Origin of the sequence: Aeromonas sp. FDAARGOS 1409 (assembly GCF_019048705.1) — a bacterium.
GTDB lineage: Bacteria > Pseudomonadota > Gammaproteobacteria > Enterobacterales > Aeromonadaceae > Aeromonas > Aeromonas sanarellii.
The window spans coordinates 181,828-201,614 of sequence record NZ_CP077395.1; the positions used below are offsets into that span (position 1 = coordinate 181,828).

The window sequence follows — 19,787 nt, forward strand, 5'->3', positions numbered from 1 at the left end:
AGGTATTTATGGAACAGGCAGCCGTCGCGCGCGCCCCCGTCGAGGCCCATCCCCCCAGGCGACCCCACAGCGAACTGGTCTACGGCATAGAGGATGTCCCGCCCCTGCCCCAGACCCTGTTCGCCGCCCTGCAGCATATGCTCGCCATGTTCGTCGCCATCATCACCCCGCCCCTCATCATCGCCAATGCCATCGGCCTCCCCGCCGAAGACACCCGCTATATCGTCTCCATGTCCCTGGTCATGTCCGGCATCGCCTCCTTCATCCAGACCCGCCGCTTCGGCCCCCTCGGCTCCGGCCTGCTGTCGGTGCAGGGCACCAGCTTCAACTTCCTCGGCCCCATCATCGCCTCCGGCCTCGCCCTCAAGCAGGCGGCCATGCCCACCGAAGATCTGTTGGGCACCCTGTTTGGCACCATGCTGGCCGCCGCTCTCACCATCGTCGTGATGAGCCGCTTCCTGCACCTGGTCAAACGGATCATCACCCCCCTGGTGACCGGCATCGTCGTGCTGCTCATCGGTCTGACCCTGATCAAGGTCGGCCTCATCAGCATGGGTGGCGGCTACGGCGCTCTGTCGGACGGCAGCTTCGCCAGCCACACCAACCTCTTCCTCTCCCTGCTGGTGCTCGGCCTCATCGTGCTGCTGCAGCGCAGCCGCAACCCCTGGCTGCGCCTCTCCGCCATCATGATCGCCATGCTGGTGGGCTATGCGGTGGCGCTGCTGCTGGGCAAGGTGAGCACCCCCACCTTCGAGGGTCCCCTGGTGATGGTGCCCATTCCGCTGCACTACGGTCTCGGCTTTGACTGGCAGCTGTTCGTGCCGCTCGCCATCATCTTCGTGGTGACGGCGCTGGAAGCCATCGGCGACATGACCGCCACCTCGGACATCTCCGGCGAGCCGCTGGAAGGGCCCGTCTACATGGCGCGGATCAAGGGGGGCGTGCTAGCCGACGGCGCCAACTCCATGCTGGCGGCGGTCTTCTCCACCTTCCCCATGTCCACCTTCGCCCAGAACAACGGCGTCATCCAGCTGACCGGGGTGGCCAGCCGCCACGTCGGACTCTTCATCGCCGCCATGCTGGCCCTGCTCGGCCTGTTCCCGGCGGTGGCGAGTCTGGTACAGCAGATCCCCGAGCCCGTGCTCGGCGGCGCCACCATCGTCATGTTCGGCACCATCGCCGCCGCCGGCGTGCGCATCATCTCCCGGGAGGAGCTGGACAGACGCGCCCTGATGATACTGGCGGTATCGCTCGCCATGGGTCTCGGGGTGGCTCAGGTGCCCGAGGTGTTGCAGCACCTGCCGGAGCTCGCCAGGAGCGTGCTCTCCTACGGTGTCGCCACCGGCGGCCTCACCGCCATCGTGCTGAACCTGCTGCTGCCCAAGCGCGCCCCTCAGGCCTGACGCCCCGCCATGTCACAGGTAAAGCCCCGCAGTGCGGGGCTTTACCTTGTTTACCGCCACGGGTACTGTGCTGGGCAGCCTCTGCCCGAGAATGCCGCCATGCCCTATACCCTGCTGCCCCCGCCGCCCGCCAGCCACACGCCGGATCAGATCCTGGCCGAGGAGCAGCGCTGGCTGCGGGAGTGTGCCCATGACCGCCTGCCCCGCGCCCACCTCTGGCAGGCCCCCCAATGCCTCATCGTCACCCGCAAGGACACCCGCTTGCCCCGCTACCACGACGCCTGCGAGCAGCTTGCCGCCGAGGGCTGGCCGGTGTTCGTGCGCGACAGCGGCGGCACCGCCGTGCCCCACGGCGCCGGCATCCTCAACCTGTCGCTCATGCTGCCCCGTACCACCACGGATCTCGCCCACTACTACCGGCGGCTGGGGGCGCCGCTGCTCGGCCTGTTGGGGGAGTACGGTCTCGCGGGAAACTACGACTTCGTGCCCGGCTCGTTTTGCGACGGCCAGTACAATCTGGTGATCGGGGGACGCAAGGTGACCGGCACCGCCCAGCGCTGGCTGGCGCCGGGTCAGGATCACCAAGGGGCCATGCTGGCCCAGGCCATGCTGCTGGTGTCCGGCGACGTGGACGAGGGCACCCGGATGGCGAGCCGCTTCTATGAGCTGGCGGGCGGGGAGCTGCGTTTCTTGCCCGGCACCTCCACCACGCTGGCGCGCTGCATTGGTTGGCAGGAGAGCGATGAAAGGCTGGTGGACAAAGTACGAACACGGCTGGAGAGCCTCCTGAGCGAGGGGCCGTCCCCCTCACCCTGACCCTCTCCCGGAGGTAGAGGGAAAGCGTCCGTTCATGCAAATAGCGAAGCGCATAAAAAGCCACGACTTGGGTCGTGGCTTTTTCATTTCTGCGTGGTGCAGGGTCAGGCCGTCTGCGGCTCGGGCTCGGACTCCATATCCCGATCCCGGCTGAAGTAGGCCCGGGTCTCGGCGATCACCACGTGACGCAGGCCGATGAGGCCGATGAGGTTGGGCACCGCCATCAGGCCGTTGACGATGTCGGCCAAGAGCCAGATCAGGTCCAGATGCAGGAAGGCCCCGCTCGCCACCAGCACCAGATAGATGAGGCGGTAGGGTTTGATCGCCTTCACCCCGAACAGGTACTCGGTGCAGCGCTCGCCGTAGTAGTTCCAGCCAAGGATGGTGGTGAAGGCGAAGAACAGCAGGCCTATGCTCACCAGATACTGGCCGACATGGGCATCCAGCCCCTGGGCAAAGGCCAGACTGGTCATGGCCGCACCGCTCGCATCGCCGCTCCACACCCCGGTCACCACCAGCGTCAGGCCGGTCATGGTGCAGATGATGATGGTGTCGATGAAGGTACCTGTCATGGAGACCAGCCCCTGCTCCACGCAGGAATCGGTCTTGGCCGCCGCCGCGGCGATGGGGGCCGAGCCCAGCCCGGACTCGTTGGAGAAGACCCCGCGGGCCACCCCGGACTGGATCGCCAGCATGATGCCGGCGCCGACGAAGCCGCCGGTGGCCGCATGGCCGGTGAAGGCGCTCTCGATCACCAGCATGACGGCATCCGGCAAGGCGCCGGCGTTGTTCACCAGCACCCCGGCACAGGCTAGGATGTAGAAGATGGCCATGAAAGGCACCACCTTGCTCGACACGCTGGAGATGGACTGGATGCCCCCCAGGGTCACCAGCGCCACGATCAGGGTCAGCACCACGGCGGTCGCCTCGCGGGGCACCGAGAAGGAGAGGCTCATGGCGTCGGAGATGGCGTTGACCTGGGGGAAGGTACCGATGCCGAAGAAGGCGACGCCGATGCCGAACAGGGCGAACAGCCTGGCGAGCACCCTGGAGCCGAGCCCCTTCTCCAGATAGTACATAGGACCGCCGGCCATCTGGCCGTTGGCGTCCTGTTGGCGATACTTCACCGCCAACAGACACTCGGCGTACTTGGTGGCCATGCCGAACAGGGCGGCCATCCACATCCAGAACAGGGCGCCGGGGCCGCCGAGCTTGATGGCGGTGGCGACCCCGACGATGTTGCCGGTGCCTATGGTGGCGGAGAGGGCGGTGCAGAGCGCGCCGAAGCTGGAGACATCCCCCTGCTTGCCCTGGCCCTGATCGCGACCAAAGACCAGCTTGAGGGCGAGCGGCAAACGCACAATCTGAAGCAGACCCAGACGCAGGGTGAGGTAGACGCCGGTCCCGACCAGCAGGATCAGCAGGGGCGGACCCCAGACAAAGCTATCGATGGCGGCGAGCGCCGATTGAATTGATGACATGCATCCTCCTTAAAAAAACAACGATTAAGGAGGAGAAGGATGATCTTCCCATAGGTGTCGCGATCGGCCAGAGGCGATCGGATGCAGGCCAGGAACGTGTTCACACTCTTACTGCGAGGCAGTGATCAAGGCTCATGCGCAGCTCGCTTATGTGGGACCGAGAGGCTCATGTATTCACATACACTCCGGTTCCTGCGAGGCGCTTTACCTTGCTGACGACCTCTCGTGACAGATCGTGAACAGTTCCAAGCTCAGGTACAACCATCCCATCCCCTCTGTCCTTTTGCCTGAGAGTTTCCGGCGCCAGATTGCGATGCAATCGTGGTGCCTTGCTCCTTCGGCGCCCGATCTAACGGGTCTCTCCAGAGTATCGTCCAGTAGCAGTCCACACCGGTTGCCCGGTACCTGAAAGATTCACTTCTTCGGTGGATGGTTGCCCATCGCTCTCCTGCTACCTTCATCCGAACTAGTTTGGATTAGGAAGCGGGCATGGTAATCCAAAAACTGTGAGCTGTCTCGCACTCCCTGGTCCCGGCGCCCCCTTTTTACATGGCCGCAACACCCAGGCCTGATGTTATTAGTTCGTTAACTATCAACAGCTTATCAAGCTCCCTTCGGGGGCGATCCCCATCACGGCCCTGAACGCTCCCCGTATCAAGAGCCTGTTTCGTCTCGACCAGAAAAACTTGCCAACATATCCAATCAAAATGCTTGCACACAAACTCAATAAGCCGATAATCCCGCGCATAACTAAGCACTTCGCAAGGGAGTTATGCATTGTGCCTGGTTGGTCCCTCCGGACCGCTCGCCTGAGCCGGCCGTCGCCGGTTCAATCGCATATGGCTTGGGCATATCACGCCCCCTAAGGATTTTCAAAAGAGAATGAACGAGACCCTGGTCGCACAAGATTACCGTCAGTTGGTTGAACAATTCGGCTCTCCCCTGCTGCTGCTCGACAAGGCAGCCGTCCGCAAACAGTATCGGGCCCTGGCAGCCGCCCTGCCCGATGTGCGCTTGCATTATGCACTCAAGCCCCTTCCCCACGAGGCGGTGGTCTCTGTCTTGAAGGAAGAGGGGGCCTGTTTCGATCTGGCCACCAATGGCGAAGTGGATCTGGTGCGCAGCCAAGGGGTTCGCCCGGGGCGCTGCATCCATACCCATCCCATCAAGCGCGACAGCGACATCCGTTATGCCCTGGAATTCGGCTGCACCGTATTTGTCTATGACAACCCGCTGGAGCTGGAGAAGTTCCTGCCCTACAAGGACGAGGTGAAACTGCTGCTGCGGGTCAGCTTCCCGAACCCCGAGACCAAGGTCGATCTCTCCAAGAAGTTCGGCTGCACCCCGGAACAGGCGCTGCCGCTGCTGCAGCTGGCCCAGGCCAAGGGGATCAAGGTGATGGGGCTGTCGTTCCACGTCGGCTCTCAGGTGCCCCACGCCCGTCGCCACGTGCAGGCCATCGACGCCTGCCGCGAGATCATGGAGCAGGCCTGGGCGCTCGGCCTCAAGCCCTGGGTGCTGGACATCGGCGGCGGCTTCCCAGTGGACTATGACGGCGGCGAGTTCGACATCGACGGCTTCTGCGCCCCCATTCGCGAGGCGCTGGCGAAGCTGCCGGCCACGGTGCAGAAGATTGCCGAGCCGGGCCGTTTCATCAGCGCGCCGGCCATGACCTCGGTCGCCAGCGTGATGGGCAAGGCCCACCGCGGCGACAAGATCTGGTACTACCTGGATGACGGCCTCTACGGCAGCTACAACGGTCAGCTCTACGACCACGTCACCTATCCGGTGAGCACCCCCTATGCCCAGGGCCCGCTGCACCATGCGGTGCTCTCCGGCCCCACCTGCGACAGCGTGGACGTCATTCGCGACGACATCATGCTGCCGGATCTGGCCATCGGCGAGCTGGTGGTGGGCCGGGTGATGGGGGCCTACACCTGGGCCTCCGCCTCCACCTTCAACTTCTTCCCCAAGGCGAACATCCTGATCCTGGACAGCGCCCAGAAGCAGAAGCTCGTCGCCGTGGCCTGACGGGTTACCAGCACCAGAAACGAGAGGGGGAAGCCGATGCTTCCCCCTCTCTCATTTCATCCGACCTAGATGAACTGGCTCGTCAGCAGCCAGCCCGTGTAGGCGACGAAGATGGCGAGCAACACGCCCCCCTCCAGCCGGTTGATCCGCCCCGGCCCCTTGCGGCCCAGACACATCACCAGCAGCAACAGGGTCAGCCCCATAATCAGGCTCCAGTCACGGCTGAGCACTTCCGGCGCCACCGCGAGCGGATGGATGCCGGCGGCGATGCCCACCACGGCCAGAGCGTTGAACAGGTTGGAACCGAGCACGTTGCCGAGGGCCAGATCGTGCTCGTTCTTGCGAATGGCGATGAGGGAAGAGGCGAGCTCCGGCAGCGAGGTGCCCACCGCCACTATGGTGAGGCCAATCACCAGATCGCTGATGCCGAGCGCCTGGGCGATGGAGACCGCCCCCCAGACCAGCAGGCGGGATGCCGCGATCAGCAGCACCAGGCCGACGATGAGCCAGAGGATTGCGCTCTTGAGGGACATGCCTTCGCTCTCGATGTCTTCCTCGGTCTCCACATCCAGCGCATCCCCCTTGCCCGCGAGCCCGGCCCGGATGGACCAGCCCATCAGGCCGACGAAGACCACGCCGAGGATGGCGGCATCCGTGCGATCCAGCTGGCCGTCCAGCAACAGGGCACCGGAGAGCAAGGTGATGCCGAGCAGGATGGGGATCTCCTTGCGCACCACCTGGGAGGCTACCGCGATGGGACTGATCAGGGCGGTCAACCCCAGGATCAACGCGATATTGGTGATGTTGGAGCCATAGGCGTTGCCGAGCGCGAGCCCGGGGTTGCCCTGGGAGGCCGCCAGGGCCGACACCACCATTTCCGGGGCCGAGGTGCCAAAACCAATGATCACCATGCCGATGAGCAGCGGCGGCATGCCGGCATAACGGGCGGTCGCGGCGGCGCCGTCCACGAACTTGTCCGCACTCCAGACCAGCAGCGCCAGTCCGGCTATCAGGGCAACAAAAGCCAGGGTCATAACATCTCCATTCCATCGCCAGCAAATGCGAGAGCCAGGCGATGGCCCGGCTCTCTCCAGAAGTGGGCCCAGTGTAACGGGCCGACTTTCCATTTCAAGGGAAAATCAAACGGCGATTAATCTTTCACAGCGCCGCCAGCAGGCTCTGGGCATCCGAGACCTCGAACTTGCCGGGGGCCTCCACAAACAGCCGCTCCACCACCCCGTCGTTGGCGATGAGGGCAAAGCGCTGGGCGCGCAGGCCGCCAAAGGCACCGGTCTCCTTGGCAAGGCCCAGGGCGCGGGTCCAGCTGCCGTCCCCATCCGCCAGCATGGTGATGGCCTCCGCGTTCTGGGCGTCCTGCCAGGCCCTCATCACGAAGGCGTCGTTCACCGACAGGCAGCAGAGGGCATCGACCCCCTTCTCCTTGAACTTGTCCGCCAGCACCACATAGCCGGGCAGGTGGGCGTTGGAGCAGGTGGGGGTGAAGGCGCCGGGCACCGCAAACAGCACCACCCGCTTGCCCGCGAACAGGGTCTGGGTATCCTTCACCTGCTTGCCCTCGGCGGTGATAAAGGTAAATTCCCCTGCGGGCAGGGTCTGACCGACCGTGATCATGATGACTCGTCCTTATGTGGTTCAAAGAGGCCCAGTCTACCCCAATCCGCAAAAGGACGAACAGGCTTCCGTCCGGGATAACAAAGGGGATGCCCTACGAGCACTTCCGGCGGCTACCCCTGACCTGATTGCGAGCGCCGCGCCTGCCAGGTGGCGATCGCCAGCAGGGAGTCCGGCGTGAATTCGGCGGCCCGCTCGGCGATCTCGCCCAGGCTCATCCAGTGCACCTCGCTCACCTCCTCCGCCTGAAGTTGCACCGGCCCCTGATAATGGCAACTGAACAGGCCGCCCCAGACCCGGTAGCCACCGCCGCTCGCCTCCCCTTCTGCGTAGAAGGTGCCGAAATCCTGGAGGGGCACGCCGTGGATCCCCAGCTCCTCCGCCAGCTCGCGCCGGGCGGAGGGCTCCATCGCCTCACCCTGGGTGACCACGCCGCCGGCGCAGGCATCCAGCATGCCGGGACAGAAGTCCTTGCCGAGGGTTCGCCGCTGCACCAGCACGCGCTCCTGCTCGTCCAGCACCAGGATGTAGCTGGCGCGATGGCGCAGGTTTTCCCGCCGAACCCTGGCGCGCTCGGCAACTCCTATCACCCTGTCCTGCTCGTCTACTATGTCCACCCACTCCACGTGCGGCACCTTTGTCATTCCTGAGATGGCCGCAGTATATCGGGGCCGGGGTCGGGGACGGCACTACTTTTTCGGCCCCAGCGTGGATCCTTCCCTGATGAGATGTGGATTCATACAAACCTTTCTCAAACTGTCACATCAGTGTCACTGTCCATCGGCATAGTGTGCCCTGTCCAAACAACAGGGTCTCTTGCCATGAAGGTGTTCAAGCAGTGGTCTCCCCGTCGAATTGCTCGCTATATCAAGAGCTTTCATCATGGAAGCTTCATGGTGGAGGCGCTGGGGCGGTTTGAGTTTCAAGGGGGAATCATCGATGTGAGGACGCTGAGCTGCCGTCAGGCGTTGAGCCTGGCCCGGCAGATCAACCTGGCGGTGCGCGACCTGCGCATCAGTACCCCGTTGCCGGGCTGACATACTCCTTTCCGTCTGTAGTCTGCTTCCATGCACGTCTTTGCCCGCCGCTCACTGGAGCGTGCGGGCCGTTTTTATGGCGGCGACTCGGTTTCAGTGCTGCAGGATCTGGGAGAGGAACAGCTTGGTCCGCTCCGACTGGGGATGGTCGAAGAACTGATCCGGCACGTTCTCCTCGATGATCTGGCCGCGGTCCATGAAGATCACCCGATCCGCCACCTGCTTGGCAAAGCCCATCTCGTGGGTGACGCAGAGCATGGTCATCCCCTCGTGGGCCAGCTCCACCATGACATCCAGCACCTCGCGCACCATCTCGGGGTCGAGCGCCGAGGTTGGCTCGTCAAACAGCATCACCTGGGGGTTCATGCAGAGGCTGCGGGCGATGGCGACGCGCTGCTGCTGGCCGCCGGAGAGCTGGCCCGGGTACTTGAGGGCCTGCTCCGGGATCCTGACACGGCGCAGGAAGGTCATGGCGATCTCCTCGGCCTCCTTGCGCGGCAACTGCTTGACCCAGATGGGGGCCAGGCAGCAGTTCTCCAGCACCGTCAGGTGGGGAAAGAGGTTGAAGTGCTGGAACACCATGCCCACCTCACGGCGCACCGTCTCTATGTTCTTGAGATCCGAGGTGAGCGCCGTGCCCTTGACTAGGATGTCCCCGCTCTGGTGCTCCTCCAGCCGGTTGATGCAGCGGATCATGGTGGACTTGCCCGACCCCGATGGCCCGCAGATGACGATCTTCTCCCCTCTGCCCACCTGCAGATTGATGTTGCGCAACACATGAAACTCACCGTACCACTTGTTGACGGCTTTCAGTTCTACTACCGCGTCCGTTTTCATATCGAAACTGCTCCTAATGCTTGTGGCCCGTGTTGAGTTTGCGCTCCAGATAGATGGAGTAGCGGGACATGCCAAAACAGAACATCCAGAAGATCATGGCAATGAAGACATAAGCCTCGGTGGAAAAGCCCAGCCAGGCCGGATCCGCCAGCGCCACCTTGGAGATGGCCAGCAGATCGAACAGGCCGATGATCAGCACCAGGCTGGTGTCCTTGAACAATGAGATGAAGGTGTTCACCAAGGAGGGAATGGTGATCTTGAGGGCCTGGGGCATGATGATGAGCCCCATCACCTTCCAGTAGGAGAGCCCCAGCGCATCCCCCGCCTCGTACTGTCCCTTGGGGATCGCCTGCAGCCCCCCTCTCACCACCTCTGCCACATAGGCCGCCTGGAACAGGATGATGCCGATGAGTGCCCGCAGCAGCTTGTCGAGCTCCACCTCGGTACTCATGAAGAGCGGCAGCATGACGGACGCCATGAAGAGTACTGTGATGAGCGGCACCGCCCGCCAGAACTCGATGTAGACGGTGGAGAGGCTGGAGATGACCGGCATGTGGGAGCGACGCCCCAGCGCCAGCAGGATGCCGAACGGCAGGGCCACCACTATGCCCACCACCGCCAGTACCAGGGTCAGCATCAGGCCGCCCCAGCGGTTCGTCTCCACCACGGCGAGGCCGGCCCCGCCATGGATCAGGAAGAAGGCGATGACGGGGAATACCAGCAGCGTAAACAGCGCCAGCCACCCCTTGCGCGGGGTGCGCGGCCAAATCAGCAAGGCCAGCAGCACCGCCAGGCCGGCAAAGGCCAGATTGATGCGCCAGTACTGATCGACCGGGTAGAAGCCATAGAGGTATTGCCCCAGACGGCTCTCGATAAAGACCCAGCATGCCCCGCCCTGGCTGCAGTCCGCACGGCTGCTGCCCTGCCAGGTGGCGGAAAACAGCGCCCAGTCCAGTGCCGACCAGAGCAGCGGCAGCAACAGCCAGGCCAGCACCAGGGTCAGCAGGCCGTTCCACCAGTTGGGAAAGAGATTCTGCCTGAGCCAGGCGACCAGCCCCCGGCGATGGCTGGGAGGCGGCAGCGCCTCCTGCAATTCATTCACGAACATGACAGCTCCCTAGCGCTCGACCAGCGTCATCCTGCGGTTGTAGATGTTCATCAACACCGAGGTGGTGATACTGATGATGAGATAGACCCCCATGGTCATGGCGATGACCTCGATGGCCTGTCCGGTCTGGTTGAGGGTGGTGCCCATGAACACAGAGACGAGATCCGGGTAGCCGATGGCCGTGGCCAGCGAGGAGTTCTTGGTGAGGTTCAGGTACTGGCTGGTCAGGGGAGGAATGATGACCCGCATCGCCTGGGGGATGACCACCAGCCGCAACGTCTTGGTGGGCGACAACCCGAGGGCGGAGGCCGCCTCCGTCTGTCCCTTGCTGATGGCCAGGATGCCGGATCGCACTATCTCGGCGATGAAGGCCGCCGTGTAGATGGTCAGCGCCAGCAACAGGGCCGCGAGCTCAGGCAGTACCGTCAGCCCCCCCCGGAAGTTGAACCCCTGCAGGGTCGGCACGCTCCAGGTGAGCGGGCTGCCCGCCAGCAGGAAGGTGACGGTCGGGAGCAGAATGACCAGACCGGCTGTCGTGCGCCAGAACGGGAAGATCCTGCCGGTCAGCGCCTGGCGGCGCCGCGCCCAGCGGCTCAGCCCCCAGCTCAGCATGACGGCCAGCAACAGGGCCCAGAGCACATAACCAAATCCCTCTTCAAACAAGGGCTTGGGCAGATAAAAGCCCCGCACGTTGAGAAAGGCGAGCCCTCCCAGCTCCACGCTCTCGCGAGGGGAAGGCAGGGTGCGCAGCACCGAGAAATACCAGAAGAAGATCTGCAGCAGCAGCGGAATGTTGCGAAACGTCTCTATGTAGACGGCCGCAATCCGCGCCACCAGCCAGTTGCGCGACAGGCGCGCCACCCCGAGCACGAAGCCGAGCAGGGTGGCAAACAGGATGCCGAGCACCGAGACCAGCAGGGTGTTGAGCAGCCCCACCAGGAAGGTGCGGCCGAAGGTATAGGTCTCGTCATAGGGGATCAGGCTCTGCAAGATGCCGAAGCCGGCCGTGTTGCCCAGGAAATCGAAGCCGGTGGTGATGCCACGGGTGGCCAGATTGGTCAGGGCATTGTTGACGATGTAGAACAGGAACGCGATAACGGCCGCCACGGCCAGGCACTGGAAGAGCAGCGCCCGCACCTTGGCGTCATACCACCAGCGGCCCTGTTCCTTCCTATGGTTTGATGCTTGTAGCGCCATGAGGATGACTCCGACAAAGCCAGGGGAAATGGGGGGCAAGGCCCCCCGACTGCAGTCAACTCAGCGGATGGGCGGCGCGTACATCAGGCCGCCCTTGTTCCAGAGCGCATTGATGCCGCGATCGATCTTGAGGGGGGAGCCGGCACCGACGTTGCGATCGAAGGATTCGCCATAGTTGCCGACCTGCTTGACTATGTTGTAGGCCCATTTGTCATCCAGGCCCAGCACGCTGCCCTTGGGTTCTTCCAGCCCCAGCAGACGGCGGATATCCGGGTTGGTGGACTTGAGCATCTCGTCCACATTGGCGCTGGTGACCCCGGCCTCCTCGGCGTTGAGCATGGCATTCAGACTCCAGCGCACCACCTTGAACCACTGTTCATCCCCCTGACGCACCGCCGGGCCCAGGGGCTCCTTGGAGATGACTTCGGGCAGCACCAGGGCCTCGTCCGGCTTGGTCAGCTTGATCTTGAGGGAGTAAAGCTGGGACTGATCCGAGGTCAGCACGTCGCAGCGGCCTGCTTCGAATCCCTTGACGGTCTGATCCGAGGTGTCGAACACCACAGGGGTGTATTTCATGCCGCCGTTGGCACGGAAGTAGTCGGCCAGGTTGAGCTCGGTTGTGGTGCCGGACTGGATGCAGACGGCGGCGCCGTCCAGCTCCTTGGCGCTCTTGACCCCGAGGGCCTTGTTCACCAGGAAACCCTGGCCATCGTAGTAGTTCACCCCGGCAAAGGTGAGGCCGAGGGAGCCATCCCGGGTCAGGGTCCAGGTGGTGTTGCGCGACAACAGATCCACCTCACCGGATTGCAGGGCGGTGAAACGCTCCTTGGCGGTCAGGGAGACATACTTCACCTTGCCGGCATCCCCCAGCACGGCGGCGGCGACGGCGCGGCACACGTCCACGTCCAGGCCGGTCCAGACCCCCTTGGCATCCGGGTTGGAGAAGCCGGGCAGACCATCGCCGACCCCGCACTGCACGAAGCCCTTCTTCTTGACCGAGTCCAGAGTCCCCTCTGCCCACACATTGGCTGCCACCAGCGACAGCACCACTACCATACCTGCCTTGTGTATCTGCTTCATGTCACTCTTCCCTGTGGTTTGATTCGAACAGGCACCCAAACCAAGCAAGATGCCGTCACTTCCCTGCGTTTTCGCAGCTTATCCAGCGGCTCAAAAACCTGTCAATCGGTGCAACCCGGCCCAAGCATGGTGCAACAGCACAAAATATGAGAACGAGGTGATATGCACTCTTAGAATCAAAAGTAGACCCTTATTTGCCAAATAGCCTGCTGTCAAAAGCCTTCCATCCTATGAGGATTTTTTTTCGCAAAAATGTTGAATGCACCGTGATGGGGCAGAGAAATCTGCTGATAACTCACTCATCAGACTCGTTTTTCTGCCGGCAGGCCCGCTATTGGGTGGGATGAACCAATATCGGGCAGCCACGCTCTCTTGCATTGAAACCGGGGGATAGAGGGGGGATGAAGCCGGGAGCCACAGGACAGAATATGGGATGAGATCCCGGCCGGGGACTCAGCCGCCGCGGGGGCCGTCTTCGATCTCGGTGATGACGCCGTTCTCGACGGTGACAAACTGCATGAACTCGCTCCTGCCGAAGTTGTAGGTCCAGCGCTCGGCATATTTGACCGTCATCCTCGCCCCGAAGCCGTTCTCCTCGTAGCGGGTGAGATCCTCCTTGAGCAGCGGCTGACCGCAGCGGATCAGCAGTTCGGCCGTGGTGTCCCCCTCGGTCAGCAGGGCGCTCTTGCAGCGCAGGGTGCCGGCATGCACCGGTAAGGCTGCTACCAGCAGCAACCACAGAATTGGCTTCATTTTGCGCTCCATTTGAACAGCATCGCCCCCAGCGTGACGCACACCAGGGCAAACACCATGACTTGACCCAGGGTCCCCGCCACCGCCTGCCACCCGGCCCCTTCCAGCATCACGGCACGGGCGGCCTCGATGATCTGGCTGAGCGGCAAGCGCGCCCCCAAGGCCTGCAGCCAGGGAGGAGAGCCTTCCAGCGAGAACCAGACGCCGGATAAGAACATCATGGGCAAGCTGATGAGATTGAGCAAACCGCTCGCCAGCTCCTCGTTCTGGATCCGGGCGGCGATAAGCAGCCCGAGGGAGGCCATGGCCGTGCCGCCGACCAGGGCGATCAGCAGCAACAGCCAGCCCGACCCGAGCAGGGGTACATCCAGCAACCAATGGGCCACCAGGAAGACCAGCAGGCTCACCACCAGGGTGATCAGCACCCGTGACAGCAGCTGGGCACAGAGAAACTCGGCGGCCGAGAGCGGGGTGGCCCGCAGCCGCTTGAGCACCCCGTTCTTGCGATAGCGCACGATGACGAAGCCGACCCCGAACAGGCCGGAGAACATCAGGTTCATGCCGATCACCCCGGGCAGCAGCCAGTCGCCGTAGCGGATGGCCCGGCCGCTCAGGGTCTCCCTCTGCAAGGGGGCCTGCACCGCCTGGCGCAGCAGGTATTCGGCCATGGCCCCCTGGGGGGCGTCCGGGTTGACCCAGTAGCGGTGCGCCTCTGGTGAGAGCAGCAGGTCCAGCTGGTGGTGGCGCACCCTGAGCCGGCCCCTGGCTTCCTCGTCATAGGGGATGATCTTGAGCAGCGGGACGGCGCGCAGCGGGGCGTAAGTGGCGGGCAGCTCCCCCAGCACGCCGATCTGCACCAGCGGCCTGGGCGGGCCAGAGAAGATGAGGGAGAAGCCGATGACCAGCAGGAGTGGAAAGACCAGGTTCCACACCAGGGCGGCCCGATCGCGCACGAACTCCAGGTTGCGGGCATAGAAGAGCGCACCTATGCGCCTGAGGGATCCCGTCATCTTCCGCTCCTTGAACAGGCTGGCGTCGGTAACATGCTGGCAGGCGCCATAGGGCGCCACCATGAGGCGGCGTTCATGCTCCGCTCCTGAGGCTATGGCCGGTCAGGTGCAAAAAGAGATCCTCCAGGTTGGGGGAGCGCACCTGCATGCCGGTGAGCGGCACGCCCAGACTCAGCAGCCTTGGCAGCAGGGCCGCCACGTCGGGACAGCTCAGCTCCACCTGATCGCCGCAGGGGCGCAGCGCATAGCCGAGCCCGGCGAGGGCTGGGTGATCCCCGAGGCGCACCAGCACGCCGTCGAAGTGGTGGGCCAGCAGGGCGGCAGGGGTATCCAGGCTGAGCAGGTGACCGTGATCGACGATGGCAATCCGATCGCACAGCTGCTGGGCCTCGTCCATGTAGTGGGTGGTGAGCACCACCGTCTTGCCCTGGGCCTTGATCGCCTCGATGCGCTGCCAGAAGTGATGGCGCGCCTGGGGATCCAGCCCGGTGGTGGGCTCGTCCAGAAACAGCAGCTCGGGATCCCCGAGCAGGGCCAGGGCCAGCAGCAGGCGTTGGCGCTGGCCGCCGGAGAGCTTGCGACTGTCCCTGTCGATGAACTCGCCGAGGGCGCACAGCTCGATGAGCAGCTCCCGCGGCAGGGGGTTGGGATAGAGGCTGGCGAACAGGCGCAGGGTATCGCGCACCGTCAGAAAATCCTGCAGCGCGGTGTGCTGGAACTGGATGCCGATGCGGGAACGATAGTCGGGGCCGCGTGGCGCGCCGTGAAACAGGATCTCGCCGCTGTCCGGGGTGAGGATCCCCTCCAGCAGCTCTATGGTGGTGGTCTTGCCCGCCCCGTTCGGGCCGAGCAGGCCGAAGCAGCTGCCGGCGGAAATGGCAAAGTTGAGCCCGTCCACCGCCTTTACCCCGGGGAAGTGCTTGACGAGATCGACGACCTCGATGATGGCTGACATGGCGCCTCTCCTCCCGTGACCGGCATGGACGACGCTCTGACTATATCCAAATCCCGGGTGAAGGCCCATGGCCCGTCTGCGCGCCACCAAAACAAACGGCGACCCTGGGGTCGCCGTTTGCATCACGCCAGCCGGATCACAGGATGTCCAGCAGCTCCACTTCGAAGACCAGGGCGGAGTACGGCGGGATGGAGCCGGCGCCACGGGCACCGTAGGCCAGATCCTGCGGAATGTAGAGCTTCCACTTGGAACCAACCGGCATCAGCTGCAGGGCTTCCACCCAGCCGGCGATCACGCCGGTCACCGGGAATTCGGCCGGCTGGCCGCGGGCGACGGAGCTGTCGAACACGCCGCCGTGGGTGAAGGTACCGTGGTAGTGCACACGCACGGACTGACCGGCCACCGGGACGGCGCCATTGCCTTCGACCATGACTTCGTATTGCAGACCGGAGTCGGTCACCTTTACGCCGGCACGCTTGGCGTTGTCGGCCAGGAAGGCTTCGCCTTCGGCGGCAGCGGCCTTGGCGGCGGCTTCCTGCTCTTCCTGCATGCGGGCAGTGATGACCTGGAAGGCCTCGTTGATATCGTCACGGCTGACCGCGAACTCCAGACCGTTCAGGGCATCTGCCAGACCTTGTTGCAGGGCCGGGATATCCAGGCCGGCGAAGGCTTGCTGCGCCAGCTGATCACCCATGTTGCGGCCGATGCCATAGCTGGCCTTTTGTTCGATAGAGTCGTATTGGGACATTGAGAAGTTGCTCCGGGTCCTGAGGGTAAAAGAGTCGGGATGATATCAGACTTTTTCGCGAGGTGCTGCGGGCGACGGCCCTGATTTCCCAGCCTCTGGGAGGGAGTTCACATCCGCCCCTCATCCCCGGGCCCTTCTCCCGCGAGGGGCGAAGGGGGAAGAGACGGCTGCGCCAATCCCTCCTCAGGCCTGAAGCAGGGCCCGCACCGCCGCGACCTTGCCGCCGTCGGTGATATTGACCCGGCCATCGTCCGAGGTATCCATGTTGACGCCGCAGGGAGGGTCACCATGCCGCCGCGCCAATTCAGCCTCAGACGTAATCCAGCAGGGCCCGCACCGCCGCCACCTTGGCGCCGTCGGTGATATTGACCCGGCAATCGTCCGAGGTCCCCATGTTGACCCCGCAGGGAGGGACACCATGCCGCCGCGTCAATTCACCCTCAGGCCTGATCCAGCAGGGCCCGCACCGCCGCGACCTTGGCACCGTCGGTGATATTGACCCGGCCGTCGTCCGAGGTGCCCATGTTGACCCCGCAGGGAGGGTCACCATGCCGCCGCGTCAATTCACCCTCAGGCCTGATCCAGCAGGGCCCGCACCGCCGCGACCTTGGTACCGTCGGTGATATTGACCCGGCCGTCGTCCGAGGTGCCCATGTTGACGCCATGGGGCACCATGCCGCCGCGCCAGCCCATGCCGGACATGTGCACCTCGCTCACCCCGGTAAATTCGATGATGGTGCGCACGTTGTCCGCATTGACCCCGGCGCCGGGCATCAGGCTGGCGCGACCCGCCAGCGCCTGCTGCATCGCCTGCAGGGTCTCGAGCCCCGCCAGCGCGGTCGGCGCATGACCCGAACTCAGGATGCGCTCGCAACCGGCGGCCAGGATCACTTCCAGATCGGCGCGCCAGTCTGAGCTGAGATCGATGGCGCGATGGAAGGTGACGCCAAGGGGGCCCGCCGCCTCGACCAGTTTCTTGAGCCTGGCGGCGGGCACCCGCCCCGCCTGATCCAGCAGACCGACCACCACCCCTTGCAGTCCGGCGGCACGGGCGGCGGCGATGTCCTGCAGCATGATCTCGAACTCGCCGTCACCAAAGCAGAAATCCCCGGCGCGGGGGCGGATCATGGCGTAGACGGGGACGGTGGCATGGCGCGCGGCCTGCTGCATGAAGCCGTGGGAGGGGGTGAGGCCGCCGAGGCCCAGGGCGGAACAGAGCTCGATGCGATCCGCGCCGGCCTCTTGGGCGGTGAACAGGGATTCCAGGTTGTCGATACAGATTTCAAGACGGGTCATGATGACTCCTTGATTCGGGGAGATCAGACCCAAGGTCCGATCTCACAGATTGAGCAGGGCGGCGCCGCGCACACCGCCGGCACCGCCGAAGCGGGCCTCGCGGATCTCGGGTAGGGCGACGCCGGGCAGCAGATGGCCGGGCAGGCGCTTGGGCAGCTCTTCATACAGGGCGGGCAATCCGCTGAGACCGCCCCCCAGCACCACCACATCGGGATCGATCACCGAGATGGCGGTGGCAAGGCCCGCCGCCAGGATCTCCAGCCAGCAGTCGAGGGTGGAGAGCGCCGCCGGCTCCCGGGCATCGGCGCGGGCGACTATCTGGTGCCCGCTGGCACGCTCTCCCCGAAAGTGGTGATAGAGCCGCTCCAGCCCGGTGCCGGAGGCATAGGTTTCGAAACAGACCAGGCGGCCGCAGCCGCAGCGGGGACGGGGCAAATCCGGGTATTTCATCAGGATGGTGGCGGGCAGCGGATAGTGCCCGATCTCGCCGGCCAGCCAGTTGCGACCCTGGATGAGCCGACCCGCCAGATAGACGGCGCCGCCGATCCCCGTCCCTATGGTGACGGCCAGCGCACTGCCGGCACCCTCCGCGGCCCCCTGGTGCACTTCGGACCAGAGGAAGCAGTTCGCATCGTTGTCCACCCTGACCGGGCGGTCCAGCAGCTCCGCCAGATCGGCCCCCAGGTGGCGGCCGTGGATGGCGGGCAGGTTCGCCGCCACTATGCTCCCATCGTCTCGATTGAGGATGCCAGGAAACCCGATCCCCACGGCTCCTTTCGCCCCAAAACGCACATCGGCCGCTTCGACCCGCTCGCGGATCGCCTGCTTGAGCGCCTGGTAATCCTTGCCCGGGGTACTCATGCGCTCCTCATGGCAGAGGGTCAGGGCGCCGTCATACACCGCGAACGCAATCTTGGTGCCGCCGATATCAAATCCGTAATACATGCCACACTCCCTTGCGGTGGAGCCGTCCACCCAGTCTGTCCAGATGGGGCACATTGTATTAATTCGCAAAAAAAATAAAGTGACCGAGGGCGAAAAACGGGAGAGAGATCAAAGCAAACGGAACATTTGTCGCTGCTGACAGGTCTGTCCCAGGCTCGTCAGGGTGCGTTCCTGACCGTCGAACACGAAGCCACGGCGCAGGTAGAACCCCTCGCCGATGTGATTGCCATCCAGCAGCCAGAGTCTGGCGCACTCGCAGCCGGCCCGGCGCATCTGCACCGCCACCGCCTGCCACAGCCGCTTGCCGTGCCCCTGACGCCAGTGATCCGGGTGCAGATAGAGCGCCCGGATGCGCGCCGTCATGAGCCCCTCTTCCACGCACGCCTGCCAGTAGAGCAGGCCGATCACGACCTCGTCCCGGCAGATCAGCATGGGGACGGGGCCTGGCTCTGCCAGCCGGCGACGCCAGATCTGCAGGTGGTCGGTGACGGCCAGCTGGGCCAGCATGTCGCTGCCGAGCACGCCGCCGTAGGCCGCCAGCCAGCTGGCCCGCTGCATCACCGTCATGGCGGCGGCATCGGCAGGACGGGCCAGGCGCAGGCTTATGCCTTGCACTGGGGCACCAGACCTGAGGCTCTCGCCTGTTGATACAGGGGCAGCACTTCGGCTTGCTGGGCCTGCAGATTGGCGATCCGGCTCTGATCGCTTGGGTGGGTGGAGAGCAGCTGGGGCGGCGCCTTGCCGCCGGCGGCGGCGCTCATGTTCTGCCACAGGGGAATGGCCTGCGCCGGATCGAAGCCGGCACGGGCCATCAGCTCCAGACCCAGCCTGTCGGCCTCGCTCTCCTGGGTTCTGCCATAGGGCAGAGCTATCCCCACCTGAACCCCCAGCCCCAGGGCAGCCATGGTGGCCGCGCCCCCGAGGCTGTCACTGCTGCCGATGGCGGCGTCGGCCACCGCGAGGCCGATGCCGGTCAGCTGATCCCGGGAGAGCCGCTCGTTGGAGTGCTGTGCCAGCACGTGGGTCAGCTCATGACCGATGACGGTGGCGAGCTGATCCTGATTCTTGGCGACTTTCAGCAAGCCGCTGTAGACCCCGATCTTGCCGCCGGGCAGGGCGAAGGCGTTGACCTCCTTGGAATCGAACACCACCACCTCCCAGCTGGTGATGCCATAGCTGGCGGGGACCTGGGCGGTCACCGCCTTGGCCACGCAGGCCACATAGGCATTCATCCTGGCATCCTTGCTCACCTTCTCCTGCTGCTTCATCTGCGCAAAGGAGTCGGCCCCCAGCTGGTTCATCTGCTGGGGGGAGAAGAGCAGCATCTGGTTGCGGCCCGTCGGTGACTGGGCACAACCGGCCAGCAAGGCGCCGCACAGGGCCGACAGGATGAATTGGGAGAGAGAGGAGGCGCGCATGAGAAAGTCCTTTACCATGAAATTGCCCTATTCTCGGAAA

General features: G+C 64.2%; 20 protein-coding genes, 3 pseudogenes and 1 riboswitch. Of the genes and pseudogenes, 4 read left to right on the forward strand and 19 right to left on the reverse strand.

The features are described 5' to 3' along the window. Positions 1-8 precede the first annotated feature (8 nt). Together I6L39_RS00820 and I6L39_RS00825 are read left to right on the forward strand one after the other, a co-directional pair. Entirely contained in the window at positions 9-1,403 is a 1,395-nt protein-coding gene (locus tag I6L39_RS00820) for a nucleobase:cation symporter-2 family protein (protein WP_216990759.1), read from the forward strand. Positions 1,404-1,502: 99 nt separating this feature from the next. Beyond that, positions 1,503-2,219: a protein ligase gene (locus I6L39_RS00825; RefSeq protein WP_209793854.1), complete on the forward strand. Its 717-nt coding sequence runs from the start codon at positions 1,503-1,505 to the stop codon at positions 2,217-2,219. A 104-nt stretch (positions 2,220-2,323) separates the two neighbouring features. On the opposite strand, the gene I6L39_RS00830 is transcribed toward I6L39_RS00825, so the two are convergent. Continuing rightward, positions 2,324-3,700, reverse strand: coding sequence for a sodium:alanine symporter family protein (locus tag I6L39_RS00830; protein ID WP_209793855.1), 1,377 nt, complete (start codon positions 3,698-3,700; stop codon positions 2,324-2,326). A gap of 265 nt (positions 3,701-3,965) precedes the next feature. After that, positions 3,966-4,076, reverse strand: a riboswitch (glycine riboswitch). A 506-nt stretch (positions 4,077-4,582) separates the two neighbouring features. On the opposite strand from I6L39_RS00830, the gene I6L39_RS00835 reads away from it, so the two are divergent. Continuing rightward, a complete protein-coding gene (locus I6L39_RS00835) occupies positions 4,583-5,731 on the forward strand; it encodes a type III PLP-dependent enzyme (protein WP_216990760.1) in 1,149 nt (382 codons plus the stop codon). Positions 5,732-5,796: 65 nt separating this feature from the next. Here the strand turns inward: I6L39_RS00835 and I6L39_RS00840 are convergent, their stop codons facing one another. The 3 genes from I6L39_RS00840 to yfcD all read right to left on the reverse strand — a co-directional run bounded on the left by I6L39_RS00840 (position 5,797) and on the right by yfcD (position 8,007). After that, positions 5,797-6,765, reverse strand: a complete 969-nt coding sequence (locus I6L39_RS00840) for a calcium/sodium antiporter (protein WP_216990761.1) — start codon at positions 6,763-6,765, stop codon at positions 5,797-5,799. A 124-nt stretch (positions 6,766-6,889) separates the two neighbouring features. After that, positions 6,890-7,363: a peroxiredoxin gene (locus tag I6L39_RS00845; protein ID WP_216990762.1), complete on the reverse strand. Its 474-nt coding sequence runs from the start codon at positions 7,361-7,363 to the stop codon at positions 6,890-6,892. Positions 7,364-7,476: 113 nt separating this feature from the next. Then, positions 7,477-8,007 (reverse strand): NUDIX hydrolase YfcD, encoded by a 531-nt coding sequence (yfcD, locus tag I6L39_RS00850; protein ID WP_216990763.1) that lies wholly within the window; start codon positions 8,005-8,007, stop codon positions 7,477-7,479. A gap of 177 nt (positions 8,008-8,184) precedes the next feature. On the opposite strand from yfcD, the gene I6L39_RS00855 reads away from it, so the two are divergent. Further along, on the forward strand, positions 8,185-8,400 hold the full coding sequence (locus I6L39_RS00855) for a DUF1107 family protein (protein ID WP_216990764.1): 216 nt from the start codon (positions 8,185-8,187) through the stop codon (positions 8,398-8,400). A 93-nt stretch (positions 8,401-8,493) separates the two neighbouring features. On the opposite strand, the gene I6L39_RS00860 is transcribed toward I6L39_RS00855, so the two are convergent. The 15 genes and pseudogenes from I6L39_RS00860 to I6L39_RS00930 form a co-directional block, all read right to left on the reverse strand. Next, positions 8,494-9,237, reverse strand: a complete 744-nt coding sequence (locus I6L39_RS00860; protein ID WP_042074317.1) for an amino acid ABC transporter ATP-binding protein — start codon at positions 9,235-9,237, stop codon at positions 8,494-8,496. Positions 9,238-9,250: 13 nt separating this feature from the next. After that, positions 9,251-10,345 carry an amino acid ABC transporter permease gene (locus tag I6L39_RS00865; protein WP_216990765.1) on the reverse strand — a complete coding sequence of 365 codons (1,095 nt, stop codon included), beginning with the start codon at positions 10,343-10,345 and terminating at the stop codon, positions 9,251-9,253. Between the two features lie 9 nt (positions 10,346-10,354). After that, the gene (locus tag I6L39_RS00870) at positions 10,355-11,542 is read right to left on the reverse strand and encodes an amino acid ABC transporter permease (protein WP_254203708.1); all 1,188 of its coding nucleotides are present in this window, start codon (positions 11,540-11,542) and stop codon (positions 10,355-10,357) included. A gap of 60 nt (positions 11,543-11,602) precedes the next feature. After that, positions 11,603-12,622, reverse strand: coding sequence for an amino acid ABC transporter substrate-binding protein (locus I6L39_RS00875; protein WP_042074314.1), 1,020 nt, complete (start codon positions 12,620-12,622; stop codon positions 11,603-11,605). Positions 12,623-13,075: 453 nt separating this feature from the next. Beyond that, positions 13,076-13,375, reverse strand: a complete 300-nt coding sequence (locus tag I6L39_RS00880; protein ID WP_084202532.1) for a DUF2845 domain-containing protein — start codon at positions 13,373-13,375, stop codon at positions 13,076-13,078. Continuing rightward, a complete protein-coding gene (locus tag I6L39_RS00885; RefSeq protein ID WP_216990766.1) occupies positions 13,372-14,385 on the reverse strand; it encodes an ABC transporter permease in 1,014 nt (337 codons plus the stop codon). The genes I6L39_RS00880 and I6L39_RS00885 overlap by 4 nt, the downstream gene beginning before the upstream one ends. Before the next feature lie 73 nt (positions 14,386-14,458). Beyond that, positions 14,459-15,340, reverse strand: coding sequence for an ABC transporter ATP-binding protein (locus I6L39_RS00890; protein ID WP_216990767.1), 882 nt, complete (start codon positions 15,338-15,340; stop codon positions 14,459-14,461). Between the two features lie 136 nt (positions 15,341-15,476). Further along, on the reverse strand, positions 15,477-16,088 hold the full coding sequence (locus I6L39_RS00895) for an FKBP-type peptidyl-prolyl cis-trans isomerase (RefSeq protein ID WP_202006975.1): 612 nt from the start codon (positions 16,086-16,088) through the stop codon (positions 15,477-15,479). Between the two features lie 183 nt (positions 16,089-16,271). Then, a pseudogene (locus I6L39_RS00900) lies at positions 16,272-16,390 on the reverse strand (copper homeostasis protein CutC); the annotation flags it as partial. 8 nt (positions 16,391-16,398) lie between these two features. Then, positions 16,399-16,512 (reverse strand): annotated as a pseudogene (locus tag I6L39_RS00905) (copper homeostasis protein CutC); the annotation flags it as partial. Between the two features lie 16 nt (positions 16,513-16,528). Beyond that, positions 16,529-16,627 (reverse strand): annotated as a pseudogene (locus tag I6L39_RS00910) (copper homeostasis protein CutC); the annotation flags it as partial. A gap of 31 nt (positions 16,628-16,658) precedes the next feature. Beyond that, positions 16,659-17,384, reverse strand: a complete 726-nt coding sequence (locus tag I6L39_RS00915; RefSeq protein ID WP_216990768.1) for a copper homeostasis protein CutC — start codon at positions 17,382-17,384, stop codon at positions 16,659-16,661. Between the two features lie 42 nt (positions 17,385-17,426). Next, positions 17,427-18,329, reverse strand: coding sequence for an ROK family protein (locus I6L39_RS00920; protein ID WP_216990769.1), 903 nt, complete (start codon positions 18,327-18,329; stop codon positions 17,427-17,429). Positions 18,330-18,437: 108 nt separating this feature from the next. Beyond that, positions 18,438-18,944 (reverse strand): GNAT family N-acetyltransferase, encoded by a 507-nt coding sequence (locus tag I6L39_RS00925; protein ID WP_042074304.1) that lies wholly within the window; start codon positions 18,942-18,944, stop codon positions 18,438-18,440. Further along, entirely contained in the window at positions 18,932-19,747 is an 816-nt protein-coding gene (locus tag I6L39_RS00930) for a M48 family metallopeptidase (protein ID WP_157005276.1), read from the reverse strand. The genes I6L39_RS00925 and I6L39_RS00930 overlap by 13 nt, the downstream gene beginning before the upstream one ends. Positions 19,748-19,787 lie beyond the last annotated feature (40 nt).

Bases quoted from the DNA above. Each gene is read 5' to 3' on its own strand.
- I6L39_RS00820 (WP_216990759.1), top strand. From the start codon at position 9: ATGGAACAGGCAGCCGTCGCGCGCGCCCCCGTCGAGGCCCATCCCCCC.
- I6L39_RS00825 (WP_209793854.1), top strand. From the start codon at position 1,503: ATGCCCTATACCCTGCTGCCCCCGCCGCCCGCCAGCCACACGCCGGAT.
- I6L39_RS00830 (WP_209793855.1), bottom strand. From the start codon at position 3,700: ATGTCATCAATTCAATCGGCGCTCGCCGCCATCGATAGCTTTGTCTGG.
- I6L39_RS00835 (WP_216990760.1), top strand. From the start codon at position 4,583: ATGAACGAGACCCTGGTCGCACAAGATTACCGTCAGTTGGTTGAACAA.
- I6L39_RS00840 (WP_216990761.1), bottom strand. From the start codon at position 6,765: ATGACCCTGGCTTTTGTTGCCCTGATAGCCGGACTGGCGCTGCTGGTC.
- I6L39_RS00845 (WP_216990762.1), bottom strand. From the start codon at position 7,363: ATGATCACGGTCGGTCAGACCCTGCCCGCAGGGGAATTTACCTTTATC.
- yfcD (WP_216990763.1), bottom strand. From the start codon at position 8,007: ATGACAAAGGTGCCGCACGTGGAGTGGGTGGACATAGTAGACGAGCAG.
- I6L39_RS00855 (WP_216990764.1), top strand. From the start codon at position 8,185: ATGAAGGTGTTCAAGCAGTGGTCTCCCCGTCGAATTGCTCGCTATATC.
- I6L39_RS00860 (WP_042074317.1), bottom strand. From the start codon at position 9,237: ATGAAAACGGACGCGGTAGTAGAACTGAAAGCCGTCAACAAGTGGTAC.
- I6L39_RS00865 (WP_216990765.1), bottom strand. From the start codon at position 10,345: ATGTTCGTGAATGAATTGCAGGAGGCGCTGCCGCCTCCCAGCCATCGC.
- I6L39_RS00870 (WP_254203708.1), bottom strand. From the start codon at position 11,542: ATGGCGCTACAAGCATCAAACCATAGGAAGGAACAGGGCCGCTGGTGG.
- I6L39_RS00875 (WP_042074314.1), bottom strand. From the start codon at position 12,622: ATGAAGCAGATACACAAGGCAGGTATGGTAGTGGTGCTGTCGCTGGTG.
- I6L39_RS00880 (WP_084202532.1), bottom strand. From the start codon at position 13,375: ATGAAGCCAATTCTGTGGTTGCTGCTGGTAGCAGCCTTACCGGTGCAT.
- I6L39_RS00885 (WP_216990766.1), bottom strand. From the start codon at position 14,385: ATGACGGGATCCCTCAGGCGCATAGGTGCGCTCTTCTATGCCCGCAAC.
- I6L39_RS00890 (WP_216990767.1), bottom strand. From the start codon at position 15,340: ATGTCAGCCATCATCGAGGTCGTCGATCTCGTCAAGCACTTCCCCGGG.
- I6L39_RS00895 (WP_202006975.1), bottom strand. From the start codon at position 16,088: ATGTCCCAATACGACTCTATCGAACAAAAGGCCAGCTATGGCATCGGC.
- I6L39_RS00915 (WP_216990768.1), bottom strand. From the start codon at position 17,384: ATGACCCGTCTTGAAATCTGTATCGACAACCTGGAATCCCTGTTCACC.
- I6L39_RS00920 (WP_216990769.1), bottom strand. From the start codon at position 18,329: ATGTATTACGGATTTGATATCGGCGGCACCAAGATTGCGTTCGCGGTG.
- I6L39_RS00930 (WP_157005276.1), bottom strand. From the start codon at position 19,747: ATGCGCGCCTCCTCTCTCTCCCAATTCATCCTGTCGGCCCTGTGCGGC.